17 protein-coding genes are annotated in these 17333 nt (G+C 71.5%); 4 read left to right on the top strand and 13 right to left on the bottom strand.

All coding sequences use genetic code 11. From position 1 onward, the window contains the following. Positions 1-4 precede the first annotated feature (4 nt). The 5 genes from ACFY2Z_RS19370 to ACFY2Z_RS19350 form a co-directional block, all read right to left on the bottom strand. Positions 5-1723 carry a DUF6777 domain-containing protein gene (locus tag ACFY2Z_RS19370; protein ID WP_390745330.1) on the bottom strand — a complete coding sequence of 573 codons (1719 nt, stop codon included), beginning with the start codon at positions 1721-1723 and terminating at the stop codon, positions 5-7. A 254-nt stretch (positions 1724-1977) separates the two neighbouring features. Continuing rightward, positions 1978-2928 carry a cytochrome c oxidase assembly protein gene (locus ACFY2Z_RS19365; protein WP_390745329.1) on the bottom strand — a complete coding sequence of 317 codons (951 nt, stop codon included), beginning with the start codon at positions 2926-2928 and terminating at the stop codon, positions 1978-1980. Between the two features lie 139 nt (positions 2929-3067). Beyond that, the gene (locus ACFY2Z_RS19360; protein WP_390745328.1) at positions 3068-4093 is read right to left on the bottom strand and encodes a 6-phosphofructokinase; all 1026 of its coding nucleotides are present in this window, start codon (positions 4091-4093) and stop codon (positions 3068-3070) included. A 234-nt stretch (positions 4094-4327) separates the two neighbouring features. After that, positions 4328-5056, bottom strand: coding sequence for a glutamine amidotransferase (locus tag ACFY2Z_RS19355; RefSeq protein ID WP_311691444.1), 729 nt, complete (start codon positions 5054-5056; stop codon positions 4328-4330). Between the two features lie 19 nt (positions 5057-5075). Then, positions 5076-6314 (bottom strand): MurT ligase domain-containing protein, encoded by a 1239-nt coding sequence (locus tag ACFY2Z_RS19350; protein WP_390745327.1) that lies wholly within the window; start codon positions 6312-6314, stop codon positions 5076-5078. Positions 6315-6456: 142 nt separating this feature from the next. Here ACFY2Z_RS19350 and def point away from each other — a divergent pair, with 142 nt between their 5' ends. Further along, positions 6457-6993, top strand: coding sequence for a peptide deformylase (def, locus tag ACFY2Z_RS19345; RefSeq protein WP_390745326.1), 537 nt, complete (start codon positions 6457-6459; stop codon positions 6991-6993). A gap of 55 nt (positions 6994-7048) precedes the next feature. On the opposite strand, the gene ACFY2Z_RS19340 is transcribed toward def, so the two are convergent. Beyond that, entirely contained in the window at positions 7049-7693 is a 645-nt protein-coding gene (locus ACFY2Z_RS19340) for a TetR family transcriptional regulator (RefSeq protein WP_311691450.1), read from the bottom strand. Positions 7694-7882: 189 nt separating this feature from the next. Here ACFY2Z_RS19340 and ACFY2Z_RS19335 point away from each other — a divergent pair, with 189 nt between their 5' ends. Next, entirely contained in the window at positions 7883-9112 is a 1230-nt protein-coding gene (locus tag ACFY2Z_RS19335; protein ID WP_355908073.1) for an acyl-CoA dehydrogenase family protein, read from the top strand. Between the two features lie 52 nt (positions 9113-9164). On the opposite strand, the gene ACFY2Z_RS19330 is transcribed toward ACFY2Z_RS19335, so the two are convergent. Both ACFY2Z_RS19330 and ACFY2Z_RS19325 read right to left on the bottom strand, forming a co-directional pair. Further along, positions 9165-9686: a cupin domain-containing protein gene (locus tag ACFY2Z_RS19330; RefSeq protein WP_390745460.1), complete on the bottom strand. Its 522-nt coding sequence runs from the start codon at positions 9684-9686 to the stop codon at positions 9165-9167. A 14-nt stretch (positions 9687-9700) separates the two neighbouring features. Further along, positions 9701-10831, bottom strand: coding sequence for a type III polyketide synthase (locus ACFY2Z_RS19325; RefSeq protein WP_390745325.1), 1131 nt, complete (start codon positions 10829-10831; stop codon positions 9701-9703). Between the two features lie 133 nt (positions 10832-10964). Between ACFY2Z_RS19325 and ACFY2Z_RS19320 the strand changes: the two genes are divergently transcribed. Further along, on the top strand, positions 10965-11633 hold the full coding sequence (locus ACFY2Z_RS19320; RefSeq protein WP_390745324.1) for a transcriptional regulator: 669 nt from the start codon (positions 10965-10967) through the stop codon (positions 11631-11633). Positions 11634-11902: 269 nt separating this feature from the next. Here ACFY2Z_RS19320 and ACFY2Z_RS19315 read toward each other — a convergent pair whose 3' ends face one another. The 5 genes from ACFY2Z_RS19315 to ACFY2Z_RS19295 form a co-directional block, all read right to left on the bottom strand. Then, positions 11903-12139: a DUF6213 family protein gene (locus ACFY2Z_RS19315; protein WP_311691456.1), complete on the bottom strand. Its 237-nt coding sequence runs from the start codon at positions 12137-12139 to the stop codon at positions 11903-11905. Between the two features lie 25 nt (positions 12140-12164). Next, positions 12165-13550 carry an NADP-dependent succinic semialdehyde dehydrogenase gene (locus tag ACFY2Z_RS19310; RefSeq protein ID WP_390745323.1) on the bottom strand — a complete coding sequence of 462 codons (1386 nt, stop codon included), beginning with the start codon at positions 13548-13550 and terminating at the stop codon, positions 12165-12167. A 72-nt stretch (positions 13551-13622) separates the two neighbouring features. Next, complete coding sequence (locus tag ACFY2Z_RS19305; protein WP_390745322.1) at positions 13623-14093, bottom strand: NUDIX domain-containing protein; 471 nt, start codon at positions 14091-14093, stop codon at positions 13623-13625. Then, positions 14090-15628, bottom strand: a complete 1539-nt coding sequence (locus ACFY2Z_RS19300; protein ID WP_390745321.1) for an ATP-dependent DNA ligase — start codon at positions 15626-15628, stop codon at positions 14090-14092. Before ACFY2Z_RS19300 ends, ACFY2Z_RS19305 begins: the two co-directional genes overlap by 4 nt. A gap of 29 nt (positions 15629-15657) precedes the next feature. Further along, positions 15658-16617 (bottom strand): NAD(P)/FAD-dependent oxidoreductase, encoded by a 960-nt coding sequence (locus tag ACFY2Z_RS19295; RefSeq protein ID WP_390745320.1) that lies wholly within the window; start codon positions 16615-16617, stop codon positions 15658-15660. Between the two features lie 78 nt (positions 16618-16695). On the opposite strand from ACFY2Z_RS19295, the gene ACFY2Z_RS19290 reads away from it, so the two are divergent. Further along, positions 16696-17268: a helix-turn-helix domain-containing protein gene (locus ACFY2Z_RS19290; RefSeq protein ID WP_390745319.1), complete on the top strand. Its 573-nt coding sequence runs from the start codon at positions 16696-16698 to the stop codon at positions 17266-17268. Positions 17269-17333 lie beyond the last annotated feature (65 nt).

The raw sequence follows: 17333 nt of genomic DNA, 5'->3' as shown, positions 1-17333 counted from the left end.
CCCTTCACTCCCGAATCCAGGTCGTGCCGATGGTGGGCGAGGCGCCTGCCCCGTCTGTCGCGGCGGAGGTCGGGCCGAGGGGGCGGCTTGTTGGCGAGCCGCCTGCCGTGGCGGCGGCCGGGGCGCCGTGGGATGTCGTGGGGGAGACGCTTCTGGCGGTCGGGGACGAGCCGCCGCCGGCTGTGGGGGATGAGCGGGTCGGCGGGGAGGAGCGGGCGGTCGAGGGCGAGCCGCCCCCGGCCGTCGGGGATGACCGGGCCGACGGGGACGAGCGGGCGGTCGAGGACGAGTTCCCACCGGCCGTCGGGGACGAGCGGGTCGACGGGGACGAATAGCCCGACGGAGACGAGCGGGCCGTTGAGGCCGAGCTCCCTCCGGCTGTCGGGGACGAGTGGCCCGTTGGGGAGGAGCGGGTGGTCGGGGACGAGCTCCCTCCGGCTGTCGGGGAGGAGTGGCCCGTTGGGGAGGAGCGGGTGGTCGGGGACGAGCTCCCTCCGGCTGTCGGGGAGGAGTGGCCCGTTGGGGAGGAGCGGGTGGTCGGGGACGAGTGGCCCGTTGGGGAGGAGCGGGTGGTCGGGGCCGAGCTCCCTCCGGCTGTCGGGGAGGAGTGGCCCGTTGGGGAGGAGCGGGCGGTCGGGGACGAGCGGCCCGACGGGGACGACGAGCCGCTGGACGTTGCCGTCGTCGGCGGCGGCGAGGAGACCCGGCCGCTGTCGCTCGAGGTGGCCGAGGAGGCGCCCGACTTCCTCGGCGTCGGGCTGCCGGACGACGGGGGAGGGGACCCACCGGTCTGAACCCGGCCGGTGCCGCCGTCGGTCGGCCCGGCCGTTCCCTTCCCGGACGAGCCGGAGGCGCCCGGCACCTGGGGGCCGTCCGTCTCGCCCATGTCCACCGACAGCGTCACGTACCGACCGAACGCCAGCTCCGTGCCGGGCCCGGGATCCGAGCCCGTGACCGCCGCGTCGTCGGGCGGCGCGCCCCGGCCGACGTAGGCGACCGCGAGTCCCTCGGCCGCGAGCCGCCGTACGGCCTCCGCGTACCGCAGTCCCGTCACATCGGGCACCTTGTGCCGTACCCGGGTGTCGAAGGAGGAGTCGTGCCCCCCGGCCGTGCCCACAGGCCGGTCGAGCCCCCGATCCGGGTCGTCGACGTCGACCAGCGCCAGCCGGGTCAGCCGCTTCGGGGCGGGATGGACCGTCACCACGGAGGCCGGGTCGTACCCGGCCCACTTCTCGTCGGCGCCCTCGAACTTGACGGAGATGCGGGTGGTGTCGCCCCGGAAGGGGCGCAGCGGATTGCCACAGGAGCACTTCACCGTCGGCTGCCCCCGCTCGTCCACCAATACCGCGATTCCGGCCTGGAGCAGGGAGTCGAAAGGTGCGGCCCTGCCCTTCTTGAAGTCGTGGTTCTGTACGAGGGTGTCGTGACGCAGAAGGACGGGTGTGAGCCGGTCCAGGTAATCCGGGATCTCCCTCTGGTCAATACCCTCGACCTGTGCCCAGACCTTGGCCTTCGGGGCGTTGTGCGGATCGGTGAGGAATTGCTTCAGCCGGGCGATGTCACAGACCGTCGGGGTGCGTGAACCACCGTAGAGCCCTGGTGTGTCGCCCGCCTGCAGGCCGCCGGGCACCCGGCCCGCCCGGACCGTGGTGTCGCGGCCGAGGCCGCTGCGCTCGTCGAAGAAGGGGGCCAGCGACGGAACCCCCGCGGCGACGGCCTTCACCGCGTACACCTGTACGTTTCTGCCGCATCCGCTGAGGATCAGTACGGCGGCCAGAAGAAATCCGATCCTCCGGATCGCTGCTTTTCCGGTCTTTCGAAGGAATGCACGACGTGTCATCACCGCTCCCCCCGGCGGTCCCCCCGTGCCCTGCCGAGCGGAGGCAGGGCGCCGGGCACCAGGTTAGCGAATGCGGGAGCATTTCAGGCGACTTGAAAAGAATTGGAGGAAAAGGGAATTCAGTGCTGTCGCGGAACTCAGCGGCCGCGTGCGTTGAGTGAGGCCAGATAGGCGTTGTACGCCTGGAGTTCCTGGTCGCCGTCGCGGTCCGCGGCGCGGTCCTTCCGCTTGGCCTGCCGCTGTTCCGAGCGGTACCACTGGAACAGCAGTGCGAGAAGCACCAGTACGGACGGGACCTCGCTGAAGGCCCAGGCGATGCCGCCCGCCGAGGTCTGGTCCGCGAGGGCATCGATGCCGAGCGAGGCGGGCGGGTGCCGGTAGGTGTCGACCATGGGCGTGGACGCCATCATCAGAGCGATGCCGAAGAACGCGTGGAACGGCATGCCCGCGAACAGTTCCAGCATCCGCATCAGATAGCCGGGGCGGTTCGGACCGGGGTCGACGCCCATGATCGGCCAGAAGAACACCACGCCGACGGCGAGGAAGTGCACCATCATCGCGATGTGCCCGGCCTTGGACTGCATCAGGAAGTCGAAGATCGGCGTGAAGTACAGCGCGTACAGGCTCGCGATGAACAGCGGGATGGTGAACGCCGGGTGGGTGATGACCCGCACATAGCGGCTGTGCAGCAGCATCAGCAGCAGTTCGCGCGGTCCCTTGCGGTCGCGGCCCGCCGTGGGCAGCGCGCGCAGCGCCAGCGTGATGGGGGCGCCGAGCAGCAGCAGGATCGGCGAGAGCATGCTGATCACCATGTGCTGCACCATGTGCACGCTAAACATGACCATGCCATAGTCATTGAGCTTGGTGCACATGACCAGCATCACCGTCAGCACACCGATGACGTACGACACGGTCCGGCCCACCGGCCACTTGTCCCCGCGTCGTACGAGCCGGGCCACGCCCCATCCGTACAGCCCCAGTCCGACCAGGCAGGCGACGAGGAAGAAGGGGTCGGCGGACCATGCCAGGCCCCTCCCCAGCGTGAACGGCGGCAGATCCATGGTCATGCCGTGCCCGCTGTGATCCATCCGCCGGCTCCTGATTCGTGGGGTTGTGCGCTGTCTGTCCGCACCAGAGTAGAACCGCCCCCGGTCGCCGCTGCGACCGGGGGCGGACTCTTCGACTCCGTGTGCGATCGGTCCCCCACCGCACGAGTCGGGCCCCGTGCTACAGCACGCACTCGGCCTCGGCGTACCTGTCCTCCGGCACCGTCTTCAGCGTCTCCACGGCCTCCACCAGCGGCACCATCACGATGTCCGTGCCGCGCAGCGCGGTCATCTTGCCGAACTCGCCGCGGTGCGCCGCCTCCACGGCGTGCCAGCCGAACCGGGTGGCGAGCACGCGGTCGTACGCCGTCGGCGTGCCACCGCGCTGGACATGCCCGAGGATCACCGGGCGGGCCTCCTTGCCGAGCCGCTGCTCCAGCTCGATGGAGAGCTGGCGGGCGATGCCGGCGAAGCGCTCATGGCCGTAGATGTCCTTGCCGCCCTCGTCGAACTCCATGGTGCCCGGCTTCGGCTTGGCGCCCTCGGCGGCCACCACGATCGCGAACCGCTTGCCGGCGTCGAACCGCTCGCCGACCCGCGCCGTCAACTCCTCGATGTCGAAGGGGCGTTCCGGCACGACGATCGCGTGGGCACCGGCCGCCATGCCGGAGTGCAGCGCGATCCAGCCGGTGTGGCGGCCCATGACCTCCACGATGAGGACGCGCTGATGGGACTCGGCGGTGGTCTTCAGCCGGTCCAGGGCCTCGGTCGCCACGCCCACGGCCGTGTCGAAGCCGAAGGTGACGTCCGTGACGGCGATGTCGTTGTCGATGGTCTTGGGTACGCCGACGATCGGCAGCCCGTTGTCGGACAGCAGCCGGGCCGCCTTCAGCGTGCCCTCACCGCCGATCGGGATGATCGCGTCGATCCCCAGTTCCTCGACATGGCCCTTGGCCCGCTCGACGCCGTCCCGCAGATGCTCCGGGCGGACCCGGGAGGAGCCGAGGATGGTGCCGCCGCGCGCCAGGATGCCGCCCACCGCGTCGAGGTCGAGCTTGAGGTAGTCGCACTCCAGAAGGCCCTTCCAGCCGTCCCGGAAGCCGATGACCTCGTCGCCGTGGTCGGCGACGGCACGGTGCACGACGGACCGGATGACGGCGTTCAGGCCGGGGCAGTCGCCGCCGGACGTGAGGACACCAATGCGCATAGCCCGAAACAACCTTCTCCACGTGAGCCGGGACCGGACCACGTTGTCCGGCTCGATCCCCGCCAGCCTACCGGCGGTGGGGGGCCGGGCAGCACCGTGCGTCCGCCTGCTGGACGCACCCGCTCACCTGTGCGGACGAGGTGTCAGACGGGCCGTTCACGCCCGGCGGACCGAAGGGTGTACGGACCGCCGGGCGGGCTCCGCGGAACCGTTTCCGGACCGCTTTCGCCGGAGTCAGGCCGGCTGCTCCGCGGCCGTGATCCGCTCGTTGCGCAGCGCCTCGTACCAGCGGTCGTCGACCGGCGGCAGCGCGTTGACGTCGAGCGCCAGCTTGAGCAGCAGGTCCGCGATCAGCGGGTTGCGCGCGAGCACGGGACCGTGCATGTACGTACCGAAGACGGTCCCGTTGTACGCGCCCTCCGTGCCGTCACCCGTGCCGTTGCCCTTGCCCAGCCGCACCTGCGCGAGCGGGCGGGCGTTCGGGCCGACGTGCGTCACGCCCTGGTGGTTCTCGAAGCCGGTGAGCGGGGGCAGGCCCAGCCGCGGGTCGATGTCCCCCAGCACGTCACCGACGCACCGCTCGCCCTCGCCGCGCACCGAGACCACGTCCAGCAGGCCGAGGCCCGGCTCGCGCTGCCCGAGGTCGTTGATGAACTCGTGGCCGAGGATCTGGTAGCCGGCGCAGACGGAGAACACGATCGCGCCGTTCTCCACGGCCCGGTACAGACCGCCGTCACGGCGCAGCCGCTCGGCCGCGAGCCGCTGCGGACGGTCCTCACCGCCGCCGATCAGATAGATGTCGCCGGACGTCGGGATGGGCTGGTCGCTGCGCACGTCGAGCCGGGCCACGTCCAGGCCGCGCTGGCGGGCCCGGCGCTCCACCACGAGCGCGTTGCCCTGGTCGCCGTAGGTGCTCAGCAGGTCCGGGTAGATCCACACCAGACGCAGGCTGTTGTCACTCATCGATGATCGTCCTTCGTGGTCAGTTGCCGACGCGGCGGCGCAGGTCCTGGAACGCGGTGTAGTTCGCGATGACCTCGATGCGGCCCGGCGGAGCGAGCTGGACGGCCTGGTCGAGGTCGTCGCAGACCTGGAAGGACTGGTTCGCGACCTCCAGGCGCACGGCGAGGTCCAGCTTCCGGTCGCCGATGACGAAGATCGGGTGGCCGGTCAGCCGCGTGTAGTCGACGTCCCACAGCCAGGAGGTGTCGGTGCCGTCCGCGCCGCGCGCGTTCACCGACAGGATCACCGGGGCCGGCGGCGCGTCGATCAGGGAGAACGTCTCCAGCCAGCCGGCCGGGTTCTTCGCGAGCAGCAGACGCAGGTCGCGGCCCTGGAACTGGACGACGTCGTAGCGCCCGGCCACCGCCTGCACCTGGTACATCCGCTCCAGCGCGACCTGCGGGGGCACACCGAAGACGGCGGCCACGGCGGCCGAGCTGGTGGCGTTGGCCTTGTTGGCGCGGCCCGGCAGCTGGAGGTGGATCGGCCAGGCGGAGCCGTGCGGATCGAGGACGTGGTCACCCGAGAGCACCCAGGACGGGGTCGGCCGGCGGAAGCCGCACTCGCCGCAGAACCAGTCGTCGCCGGGGCGCTGCATCACACCGCCGCAGGACGGGCAGGACCAGGCGTCGTCCTTCCACATCTGGCCGGCCGCGACCCAGATCACATTCGGCGACGACGAGGCGGCCCACACGACCAGCGGGTCGTCGGCGTTGGCGACGACCACGGCCTTGGAGCCGGCCAGGCCCTCACGCCAGTTCTCGGCGAGCATCCGGGTCTCGGCGGCGCGGTCGAGCTGGTCGCGCGAGAGGTTGAGCAGCGCGATGCACTTCGGGTCGGTGTCCCGGGCGACGCCGGCGAGGTACTTCTCGTCGACCTCGATGACACCGAACTTGGCGTCCGAGCCGCCGGCCAGCGCCGAGGTGATGCCGGCGGGCATGTTGGCGCCGAGCGCGTTGGAGACGACCGGGCCCGCGGCGCGCAGTGCCTCCGCGATCAGTCGGGTGGTCGTCGTCTTGCCGTTGGTCGCCGAGACCAGGACGACGTCCAGGTTCTGGGCGAGCCGAGCGAGCAGATCGGGGTCGAGTTTGAGTGCCACTCGGCCGCCGATCACCGATCCGCTGCCGCGCCCCGCGGCGCGCGATGCCGCAGCGACCGCCTTGCCCGCGGTCACGGCCAGCTTGGCCCGCGGCGTCAGCGGGTCCGAGTTGCCTGCCATCAGTTCTCGATCCTCCTTGCATACGGCGCCGCGCCCAGTCCCGGCAACGTGTGGACCTCAGCCTATCGAGATCCGTTCACGCGCCCGAACCGCGGCACCACCCCGGCGCCCACGCGACGCTGACGACCGTACCCTTGCCGCCATGCGACACCGTTTCATCCCGGGCGCCCGAGGGCACGTCCGGCCCCTCACCCTGCTCGGCGACCCGGTGCTGCGCACCCCGGGCGCGGAGGTCACCGACTTCGGCCCCGAACTGGCCCGACTCGTCGAGGACATGTTCGCCACCATGTACGCCGCGCGGGGCGTGGGGCTGGCGGCGCACCAGATCGGCGAGCCGCTGCGCGTGTTCGTGTACGACTGCCCGGACGACGACGAAGTGCGCCATTTGGGACATGTGGTGAACCCACGGCTCGTCGAGGCGGACGGTGTGGTGCTGCGCGGACCGGAGGGGTGCCTGTCCGTGCCGGGCCTGGAGGCGGGCACGGAGCGCTACGACCGTGCCGTCATCGAGGGCCGCACGGTGGACGGCGAGCCGGTGCGGGTGGAGGGGACGGGGTGGTTCGCCCGGTGCCTGCAGCACGAGTGCGACCATCTCGACGGCAGTCTCTACGTGGACCGGCTCGACGGCTGGCGGCAGCGCAAGGTGATGTGGCAGTGGCGGCGCAGGGCGCCCCGGTAGGGACGCGCCCGCGCCGTCCTGCGACGTCGTGAAGGGCCGTCGCGCGGCGGGGACCTCAGAACCCGGGCCCTCCGACGCGGTCCCCGGCGGCTGCGAGCCGCCCCCACAGCAGGTCCGCCAGACTCCGCACCAACTCGGCCCGGGTGCAGGGCCGCTCACCGAGCCACCAGTCGCCCGCCGCGTGCATCATGCCGACGATGCCGTGTCCCCACACCCGGGCGAGCTGGTGGCTGCCGGGGCCGAGGTCCAGGCGCTCCTCGATGAAGACGGCCAGCTCCTCGCCCATACGGCGCAGCACCGGGATGGAGTGCCGGCCGGTGTCGAAGCCCTGGTCGTTCTGTGAGCCGCCCTCCGCCGGATGCATCAGGAAGCGGTAGACCTGCGGTCGTGCCTCGATGGCCGCGAGATAGGTGTCCAGGGTGGCCTCCACCCGCTCCCGCCGTTCGGCCGGGGCGTCCAGCGCCGCCCGCAGCGATTCGAGGAGCGCGTCCGTGTGGCGCTTGGCGAGCGCGGCGTACAGCCCGCCCTTGTCGCCGAAGTGTCGGTAGAGGATCGGTTTGGTGATGCCGGCCTCGGCTGCGATGGCGTTCATCGAGGCCCCGGGGCCGTCGCGCAGCACCACCCGGTCGGCGGCTTCCAGCAATTCTCGCCGTCGGCGGTCGGCGGACCGCTGTTGCTCGGTCCGCTGCGTGGTGTCCATGATCTCTCCCCACCCGTGCTGTATCGGTGACGCCTGCGCAAACTAACACTGAAAGGCGGGTCAGTATCGAACGAGCTGCCGACCGCCCGTCGTGCAGGACCGCTTCGGCCTGGGAGTTGACTTCTCCTACTGGTGAGTAACAGACTGAGGTTACCGCAAGTAACAGGCTAGCGCAGTGCTGGAGGGGACATGGCCGAGTTCACCATGGAGCTCAACGACGAACAGAAGGAGGTCCGGGACTGGCTGCACGGCTTCGCCGCCGATGTGATCCGCCCCGCGGCCGCCCAATGGGACGAGCGTGAGGAGACTCCCTGGCCGGTCATCCAGGAGGCCGCCAAGGTCGGCATCTACTCCCTCGACTTCTACGCCCAGCAGTACTTCGACGCCACGGGCCTCGGCATCCCCATGGCGATGGAGGAGTTGTTCTGGGGTGACGCGGGCATCGCGCTCTCGATCGTCGGCACCGGACTCGCGGCCGTGGGCGTCCTCGCCAACGGCACCGAGGAGCAGATCGGCACCTGGATCCCCCAGATGTACGGCGATGTCAACGATGTCAAGGTGGCCGCGTTCTGCTCCTCGGAGCCCGACGCCGGCTCCGACGTCGCCTCCATGCGCACCCGGGCGGTGTACGACGAGGCCAAGGACGAGTGGGTGATCAACGGCACCAAGACCTGGGCCACCAACGGCGGCATCGCCAACGTCCATGTCGTGGTCGCGGTCGTCGACCCCGAGCTGGGGTCCAAGGGACACGCCTCCTTCATCGTCCCGCCGAACACCCCGGGCCTCGCCCAGGGCCAGAAGTTCAAGAAGCACGGCATACGCGCCTCGCACACCGCCGAGGTCGTCCTCGACAACGTCCGCGTCCCCGGCTCCTGTCTGCTCGGCGGCAAGGAGAAGCTGGACGAGCGCCTCGCCCGCGCCCGGGAGAAGGCGAAGGCGGGCGACGGTGAGCGCGTGAAGAACGCGGCCATGGCGACCTTCGAGGCCTCCCGCCCGGCGGTGGGCGCGATGGCGGTGGGCACCGCTCGGGCCGCGTACGAGGTGGCACTCGACTACGCGCGGACGCGCGAGCAGTTCGGGCGGCCGATCATCGACAACCAGGGCGTCGCCTTCCAGCTCGCGGACATGCGGACGCAGATCGACGCCGCCCGGCTGCTGGTGTGGCGGGCCTCGTGGATGGCGGTCAACGGCAAGCCGTTCACGGCGGCCGAGGGCTCCATGTCGAAGCTGTTCGCCAGCGAGACGGCGAAGAAGGTCACCGCGCAGGCGATCCAGATCCTCGGGGGCAACGGCTACACCCGGGAGTACCCGGTGGAGCGGATGCACCGAGACGCCGCCATCTACACGATCTTCGAGGGGACGAGCGAGATCCAGCGGCTGGTGATCGCGCGCACCCTGTCGGGCATGCCGATCCGGTAGCGCTGCCTGCCGTTGTCCCAGGTGCGCGACGAGGCGCGCGCCGGCGTCCGGCTCAGCGGTGTCTGAGCGGTGTGAGCTGCTCGATGTCGTACCGCCTGCGCAGCGCCTCGATCGCCTCCTGGTCCGGCGGACCCCCGTCCGCGAGGATCTCCAGCAGCTCCTCGAAGTAGCGTTCGTGATCCGGCGGGGGAGAGGCCTGGAAGAACACCTTCGCTGGGGTCTCCGTCGGGTTCGCGAACGCGTGGGGGCAGCCCGGCGGTACGACGACGACCGTGCCCGGGGTCGCCCGCACCACCCGGCGGCCCGAGCTCGACTCCCACCTCTGCCAGTGGTCGGGGGTCCGTACCCGGGGCTCGAAGGCCAGCACGTCCAGCTCGCCCTCCAGGACGTAGAACAGCTCCTCGCTGCGGGTGTGGACATGCGCGCCGACGTCGAAGCCGGGCGGCACGATCACCTCGAACGTGGACGCCATGCGCGAGTGGGAGCCGGTCACCTTGAACGTCACATGCTGTGCGGGCGTCCGTACGACGCGGCCATGGCCGGGCGGTACGAACAGTCCCTCCGCCGCCGCCACCCTGTCGGTCGTCGTCACGTTCCGTTCTTCCCGTTCTTGGAGACATGCCAGCGGCCCAGGGCCATCTCCGCCGTGATGCCCGGCCCGAAGCCGGCCAGCAGGCCCCGCGCCGTGTGATCGGCACCGCCCGCCTCGAAGAGGCGGCGCAACGCGTCCAGGACGACCGCGCTCGCGATGTTGCCGTACTCGGTCAGCGTGGCCCGGCTGAACCGGAACGCCTCCGGCGGCACCCGCAGGAACTTGCTCAGGTCGTCCAGGATTCGCGGACCGCCCGCGTGGATGATGTAGAAGTCCAGGTCGGAGGCGTTCCAGCCGTGCTGGCGCGCCAGTCCCTGGAGGGCCGGGGCGAGGGGTTCCATCGTGGTCGGCACCCGCTTGTCCAGCAGGAAGTGGAATCCGGTGGCCCGGACGTCGTACGCGATCCACTCCTCGGTCTTGGGGATCAGGTACGACCCGTTGCGCTCCAGCTTGACGCCGGTGCCGCCCTTGCCGCGGACGACGGCGGCCGCGATGCCGTCGCCGAAGAGGCCGTTGGACAGCAGCGAGCCGACGCCCAGATCGGTGGGCTGGTAGCACAGCGAACAGAACTCGCAGGCCACGATGAGCGCGTTGCCGTCCGGGTAGGCCCGGCAGAAGTCGTGCGCCCGGTTGATGGCGGCGCCGCCCGCGGCGCAGCCCAACTGGGCGATGGGTATCTGCCGCGTGTCGGATTCGAAGTCCATCGTGTTGATCAGCCACGCGGTCAGCGAGGGCATCATGAAGCCCGTGCACGACACGTAGATGATCACGTCGATGTCCGTGGTGAGGAGCTCGGCGTCGTCCAGCGCCCGCTGGACGACCGCGGGCACCCGGGCCTTCGCCTCGGCCTCGTAGCGGTTGTTGCGCTCCTCGAAGCCGGGGTGCTTCAGGGTCTCCTCGATGGGCTGCACGATGTGCCGGGTACGGACCCCGGTGTTCTCGATCAGCCGCAGCGCCAGCGGGAGTTGGGGGTGGTCCGCGTGGCGGGAGCGTGCCAGTTCGAGTGTCTCCTCCATCGTGATCACATACTCGGGAACGGAAACCGCGGGTCTGCACAGAGTGGCCATGGAGCGCGCCTTCTTTCGCCTTGGCGGGGGACTCGTCGTCCCCCGGCGGAAGGGGTTCACCCGTTTGAGGTGTTCACCCACGATCGCCCGGCGGGGCTGCGATATCTCGTCGGGTTACTCCGCTTCAGTGATGCACGCACAGTGACATTCCGGGCATGCTCGGTGAGTCGAACGAGTCGGAGGAGGAGCGTCGATGGCGCGCACGGCCAGGGAACTGCTGGAGGAGGCCGCCCGGAAGCTGGCCCCGGATCCGCACGCCAACCGGTTGCTTCCGCTGATCGCCCGGGGCGCGGCCCAGCCGACCACCCTCGCGGCGCTCGCGCTCGAACAGCGGGAGGTGATCGCCGCGGACCGCAGGGCGTTTGTGCATCTGTCCGAGCGCTCGCGGGACGCCCCCGCGAGCGCGGCCTTCTTCACCGCGCTTGCGGAGGGTGAGGCGGTGGCCCAGGATCGTCTGGGTGGCTTCGCCGCGGTGTGCCGGGCCGACGAGACCGCGAGCACCTACGAGCCGCCGGCGGACTGCCAGGGCTATCCGGCCTACGTGGCCTGGCTCGCCTTGAACGGGCAGCCGGCCGACGTCGTCCTGGCTCTGAGCGCCAACTTCGCGGCCTGGGGCGGCTACTGCGCGTCGATCGCGCAGGCGCTGCGCCGCCACTACGGCTTCGACGACGCGGCCTGCGGCTTCTTCGACTTCTTCGCGGACCCGTCACCGGGGCTGCACCGCAAGGCCGAGGAGGCCGTGCGGGAGGGCCTGGACACGGGTCGTCTGGACGAGGAGTGCGCCCATCGCTACGGCCGGCTGCTCCAAGGGTACGAGACCCGGTTCTGGCACGCCCTGTGGGAACTGGACGCGCGCACCTGACCGGTCCCCGGCGCCCTCGGCGGCCCGAGCCGGGGGCCGGGCCCGGGCGTCCCTGGGTGTCTGGCGATTCGCGCCGGATCAGCGCGCGGCGTCACGCGCAGGGGGGCACCTCCCGGCGGTAGCCGGGGGAGCATCGCAAGGCGGTGGATCCTCCGCGTACCGGACGTACGCGGGTGATCCGGCAACGCGGCGAGGTGCCGTGCCTGGGGGCACCTTCCAGCCGCCGGGCCGGCGGAGTCGCGCGCCCGGCGGGAATCGTCAGACACCCCCTAGGGCAAGGACCCGCTGCTGTGCGCGATGCACGCCACGTCGATCCGGTCCGCCAGCTTCGCCAGCTCGATGGTCAGCGCGGCCACCGTGTCCTCGTCGAGTCCGTCCTCGCCGGCCTCCACCAGGCGTACCCACCGGCCGCCCACCGTGCGCAGCAGCTTGCTGACGTCCGCGGCCGCCACCTGCAACGTGCCGTGGTCGTCGACGATCAGAGGCAGGGTCACTTCGCGGTTCACAGCAGGGATCGTAACCGCGGAACGCTCACGCCCCGTGCCACACGGTGGTGATGTTGCAGAACTCGCGGATTCCGTGCCCCGACAGCTCCCGGCCGTAGCCGGACCGCTTGACCCCGCCGAACGGGAACGCCGGATGAGACGCCGTCATCCCGTTGATGTACACACCACCAGCCTCAAGGTCCTGGACGAAACGGTCCACCTCGGTGCCGTTGTGCGTCCACACGTTCGAACTCAGTCCGAACGGCGAGTCGTTCGCGATCGCCACCGCCTCGTCGATGCCGGCCGCCCGGTAGAGCGTGGCGACCGGGCCGAACGCCTCCTCATGGTGGATGCGCATCTGCGGGGTGACATCGGCGAGGACGGTCGGCGGGTAGTACCAGCCGGGACCGTCCGGGCGTGCACCGCCGCACAGCACCGCCGCGCCCCGGGCGGCCGCGTCCTCGACCAGCTCCTCCACGTCGGCGCGGCCCTGCTGACTGGCCAGCGGCCCCACCTCGGTCTCCTCCTCCATCGGGTCGCCGACCCGCAGCGCCTCCATCCGGGCGGTGAACCGCTCGGCGAACGCGTCGAACACATCGGTGTGCACGATGAACCGCTTGGCGGCGATGCACGACTGCCCGTTGTTCTGCACCCGGGCCGTCACCGCCACCTCCGCTGCCCGCTCCACGTCCGCGGACGGCATCACGATGAACGGGTCGCTGCCACCCAGCTCCATGACCGTCTTCTTGATCTCGTCCCCGGCGACCGAGGCCACGGACCGGCCGGCCGGTTCGCTGCCGGTGAGGGTCGCGGCCTTGATCCTCGGGTCGCGCAGAATGCCCTCAACCGCGCCGGAGCCGACGAGCAGCGTCTGGAAACAGCCCTCGGCGAAGCCCGCCCGACGGAACAGGTCCTCCAGATAGAGCGCGGTCCGCGGCACGTTCGAGGCGTGCTTGAGCAGCCCCACGTTGCCCGCCATCAGCGCGGGCGCGGCGAAGCGGACCACCTGCCACAGCGGGAAGTTCCACGGCATCACGGCGAGGACCGGGCCGAGCGGCCGGTAGCGCACGATCACCCAGGCGGCGCCCGAGTCCTTCACGTCGTACTCGGCGGGCTCCTCGTCGGCGAGCAGCTCCTCGGCGTGCTGCGCGTACCAGCGCATCGCCTTGGCGCACTTCGCGGCCTCCGCGCGAGCCTGCCTGACCGGCTTGCCCATCTCGGTGGTCATCACCCGGGCGATCTCCTGCTCGTCCTCCTCCAGCAGGCCGGCCGCCCTGTTCATCCGCAGGGCCCGTTCGGCGAACGTGGTGGTGCGATGGGTGCGGAACGCGGCCTCGGCGGTGGCGAGCCTGCGCTCGATCTCCTCCTCGGCCAGGGCGTCGTACGTCTCGAGCGTCTCGCCGGTCGCCGGATTGACGGTGGCGATGGGCATGCTGACCTCCTGAGAACAGGCTGTGCTACGACCTTCCCGCGCGGCGGCCACCACCGCAACGCGGCTGCTGTGTCAGCCCGAGTGCTCCGCAAGCCGGTCGAGAAACGCGGCCTGTGCCGTCACGATCAGCTCACGGGCCCGGTCGAGGCCGAACCACTCCACCCGGTCCAGCTCGGGGAACTCCTGAAGGCGCCCCGAGCGCGGCGGCCACTCCATCGTGAAGGTGCCCGGGACGATCGACGCCGGGTCGAGGTCGGCCTCCAGGGCCCATGCCGTGACCACCTTGCCGCCCCGCTGCCGCACCTCGCCCAGCGGCACGGCCTCGCCGTCCGGCGGCGGCAGCCCCAGCTCCTCCCGGAACTCGCGGCGGGCGGCCTCCCAGGAGGGCTCCCCGGACTCGTACTCGCCCTTGGGCACGGTCCACGCCCCCTCCTCGCGGCGGGCGAAGAACGGGCCGCCCATATGGCCGAGCAGGACCTCCGGGCCGTGATCGGTGCGCCGGAAGAGCAGCAGTCCGGCGCTGCGCCCCGGCCGCCCGCTCATGGCACCACCCCGGGGTGCGCGGCCAGCAGGGTCTCCAACGTGTCGGCCTCCTCGGGCCGCTTGTCCTCGCGGTAGCGCACCACCCGGGCGAAGCGCAGGGTGACACCGGCCGGGTAGCGGGTGGACCGCTGGAGCCCGTCGTAGGCGATCTCGACGACGAGCTCGGGCCGTACGGTCACCACCCAGCCGTCGTCCTCCACCGCCAGTTCCCCGAGCCGCTCGGTCTGCCACGCGAGCATCGCGTCCGTCATGCCCTTGAACGTCTTGCCGAGCATCACGAAGGAGCCGTCCGGGGCGCGGGCTCCCAGATGCAGATTGGACAGCCTGCCGGTGCGGCGGCCGTGGCCCCGCTCGGCGGCCAGCACCACGAGGTCGAGGGTGTGCACGGGCTTGACCTTGAGCCAGGAGGCGCCGCGCCGCCCCGCGCTGTAGGGGGCGTCGAGGGCCTTGACCACCACGCCTTCATGACCGCGCGCCAGGGTCTCGGCGAGGAAGGCCTCCGCGGCGGCCGTGTCCGCGAGCCCCTCCACCACCGTGCGCCGCACCCGCATCGGCTTCGGTACGAGCCGGGCCAGCTCCGCGTGGCGGTCGGCGAAGGGCAGGTCCAGCAGGTCCCGGCCCTGAACCGACAGCGCGTCGAAGAAGACGGGGGAGACGGGAACGGCCGCGGCGGCGGTCGTCACGTCCACCCGGGAGCCGACCCGTCCGGCGGTCTCCTGGAAGGACCGCGGCCGTCCGTTCTCGTCGAGCGCGATGACCTCGCCGTCCAGGATGAACCGGTCGCCCGGCAGCCCCAGGGCCGCCGTCGTGATCTCCGGCAGCCGGGCGGTGATGTCGTCGAGGGTGCGGGTGTGGATGCGTACGTCGTCGCCGTCGCGGTGGACCTGGACGCGGATGCCGTCGAGCTTCTCCTCCACAGCGCACGCGCCGAGCTTCCCGATGGCCTCGGCGACGGACGGCGCGGTGTGCGCGAGCATCGGCAGCACCGGGCGGCCGACGGTGAGCCGGAAGGCGCCGAGGGCCTTCGGGCCCTCGGCGAGCAGGGCCCGCGCCACGACCTGGAGCGATCCGGCGAGCATGACGGCCCGCCGGACGTCCACGGGAGGGGCCCCCGTCGCCTCGGCCAGCCCCTCCACGGCGAGGGCGTCCAGCGCCCCCTGCCGCACCTCACCGGTCAGCAGCCCGGTCAGATACCGCTGCTCGTCCGCGGTGGCCGCCGCCAGCAACTCGCCGACCAGCCGCTTGCGCTCCGCCTGGGAGCCGCTGCCGGTGACCCCGCCGATCCGGCTCAGCCGGGCGTCCACGTCCCGCACGGTGAGCGTGGGCTCGGCGGCGGGCTCGATCCGCTGCCCGAGGAGCTTCCAGCCGATGCCGAGCCGCCCCTGCGGCAGCCGCCCGGCCAGATACGGGATGACGATCGGAACGTCGTCCGCGTCGGCGTCCCGGAACAGCCCGCCGAGCAGAGTGATCTTCCGGGACCGCGCCGAGGTGGCGGCCACCTCCCGGGACACACGGGCCAGCTGGGCGAGAAGCATGCAGTCATGGTGCACCGGGGGCGGCAGCTCTACACCCGGGCGACCGCATCCAGATCGGACATGAGCAGCTCCCCGTTGATCGCGGCCCCGGCCCGGTACCCGCGGCTGGCCGCGTTCACGATCTGCTCCGCGAAACCGGTGGCGTTGCCCGCCGCCCACAGACCGGGCACGGTCGTCAGTCCCCGCTCGTCGACCACCGGGTAGCTGCCGAACGGGGTCTCGCTCAGCTCGGCGCCCAGCCGCTCGAACAGCCCGGTGCGCGGGACGGCGCGGGGCGCGACGAACAGCACGGAGCGGTCGTGGACCGTGCCGTCCGCGAGCCGGACCCCGGTGAGCCGGTCCTCCTCGGCCACCAGCCCCGCGACCTCGCCGGACACCACACCGACCCCGGCCGCCGCGAGCCTGCGCAGATCGAGGTCGGACAGCTCCTCCTCGGCCACCGTGTGGAGGAACAGGGTCACGTCCTGCGACCACTGGGAGACCATCAGAGCCTGATGTACGCTCAGCGGGCTCGTCGCGAGCACCCCGAAAGGCCGGTCGCGCACCTCCCAGCCGTGGCAGTACGGGCAGTGCAGCACATCCCGACCGAACCGCTCGGCGACCCCGGGCACCGGGGGCAGCTCGTCCCGCAGACCGGTGGCGAGCACCAGCATGCGGGCGTGCACGGACCCCCCTCCCGCGAGCGTCACGTCGAACTCGCCGCCGGGGTCCCGGACGACGTCCGCCGCCCGGTCCCGGACCAGCTCCACGCCGTAGCGCGCGATCTCCTCGCGGCCCACCGCGAGGAGATCGGCGGGTGGCATGCCGTCCCGGGACAGATAGCCCTGCAGATGCGCGGCGGGCGCGTTGCGCGGTTCGCCCGCGTCGACGACGAGCGTGCGGCGCCGGGCCCGGCCCAGGACCAGCGCCGCCGACAGCCCGGCCGGCCCGCCTCCGACGACGACCACCTCGTACGTCCGGCTGTTCTTCTCGGTCATCGCGACCGTCATGGTGACCACCTCCGCCGGAACCGTCGCCCGGCCGCCACGGCATTGACAAACCTATTTGCCGGAACTGCAATGAGGTCCATGGGTACGGACGAGGTTCTCGCGGGTGTGGGCCCGAGGCTGCGACGGCTGCGCAAGGAGCGGGAGGTGACGCTCGCGGGGCTGTCGGAGGCGACCGGCATCTCCGTCAGCACGCTCTCGCGCCTGGAGTCGGGCCTGCGCAAGCCCAGCCTCGAACTGCTGCTGCCGATCGCGCAGGCCCACGAGGTGCCGCTCGACGAACTGGTCGGCGCCCCGCCGGTGCGGGACCCCCGGGTGCGCGGCGAGCCGATCGTCCGCTACGGCCGCACCCACTTGCCGCTCACCCGCCAGCCCGGGGGTCTTCAGGCCTTCAAGGTGGTCGAGCCGCAGCGCAGGCTCGATCCGGACCCGCGGACGCACGAGGGCTACGAGTGGCTGTATGTGCTCTCCGGCCGGCTCCGGCTCGTACTGGGCGAGCACGATGTGGTGCTGGTGGCCGGCGAGGCCGCCGAGTTCGACACCCGGGTGCCGCACTGGTTCGGCTCGACCGGGGAGGGTCCGGTCGAGTTCCTCAGCCTGTTCGGGCCCCAGGGCGAGCGGATGCACGTACGGGCGCGGCCCCGCCGGCCGTGACGCGGGCGACTGTTCCCTGATCGGCAAGCGACCGCTTAGTATGCGGTCGACCCGGTCAGCGAACA

The sequence above is a fragment of the Streptomyces sp. NPDC001222 genome, from assembly GCF_042896945.1.
GTDB classification, from domain to species: Bacteria; Actinomycetota; Actinomycetes; order Streptomycetales; family Streptomycetaceae; genus Streptomyces; species Streptomyces gibsoniae.
Note: the sequence above shows the minus strand (reverse complement) of the source record. Positions and strands in the feature narration are given on the sequence as shown.

Excerpts from the sequence above, each read along its gene's own strand:
- ACFY2Z_RS19365 (WP_390745329.1), bottom strand. The coding sequence starts at position 2,928 with ATGGATCACAGCGGGCACGGCATGACCATGGATCTGCCGCCGTTCACG.
- ACFY2Z_RS19295 (WP_390745320.1), bottom strand. The coding sequence starts at position 16,617 with ATGACGGTCGCGATGACCGAGAAGAACAGCCGGACGTACGAGGTGGTC.
- ACFY2Z_RS19360 (WP_390745328.1), bottom strand. The coding sequence starts at position 4,093 with ATGCGCATTGGTGTCCTCACGTCCGGCGGCGACTGCCCCGGCCTGAAC.
- ACFY2Z_RS19290 (WP_390745319.1), top strand. The coding sequence starts at position 16,696 with ATGGGTACGGACGAGGTTCTCGCGGGTGTGGGCCCGAGGCTGCGACGG.
- ACFY2Z_RS19305 (WP_390745322.1), bottom strand. The coding sequence starts at position 14,093 with ATGAGCGGGCGGCCGGGGCGCAGCGCCGGACTGCTGCTCTTCCGGCGC.
- ACFY2Z_RS19335 (WP_355908073.1), top strand. The coding sequence starts at position 7,883 with ATGGCCGAGTTCACCATGGAGCTCAACGACGAACAGAAGGAGGTCCGG.
- ACFY2Z_RS19340 (WP_311691450.1), bottom strand. The coding sequence starts at position 7,693 with ATGGACACCACGCAGCGGACCGAGCAACAGCGGTCCGCCGACCGCCGA.
- def (WP_390745326.1), top strand. The coding sequence starts at position 6,457 with ATGCGACACCGTTTCATCCCGGGCGCCCGAGGGCACGTCCGGCCCCTC.
- ACFY2Z_RS19310 (WP_390745323.1), bottom strand. The coding sequence starts at position 13,550 with ATGCCCATCGCCACCGTCAATCCGGCGACCGGCGAGACGCTCGAGACG.
- ACFY2Z_RS19355 (WP_311691444.1), bottom strand. The coding sequence starts at position 5,056 with ATGAGTGACAACAGCCTGCGTCTGGTGTGGATCTACCCGGACCTGCTG.
- ACFY2Z_RS19300 (WP_390745321.1), bottom strand. The coding sequence starts at position 15,628 with ATGCTTCTCGCCCAGCTGGCCCGTGTGTCCCGGGAGGTGGCCGCCACC.
- ACFY2Z_RS19320 (WP_390745324.1), top strand. The coding sequence starts at position 10,965 with ATGGCGCGCACGGCCAGGGAACTGCTGGAGGAGGCCGCCCGGAAGCTG.
- ACFY2Z_RS19350 (WP_390745327.1), bottom strand. The coding sequence starts at position 6,314 with ATGGCAGGCAACTCGGACCCGCTGACGCCGCGGGCCAAGCTGGCCGTG.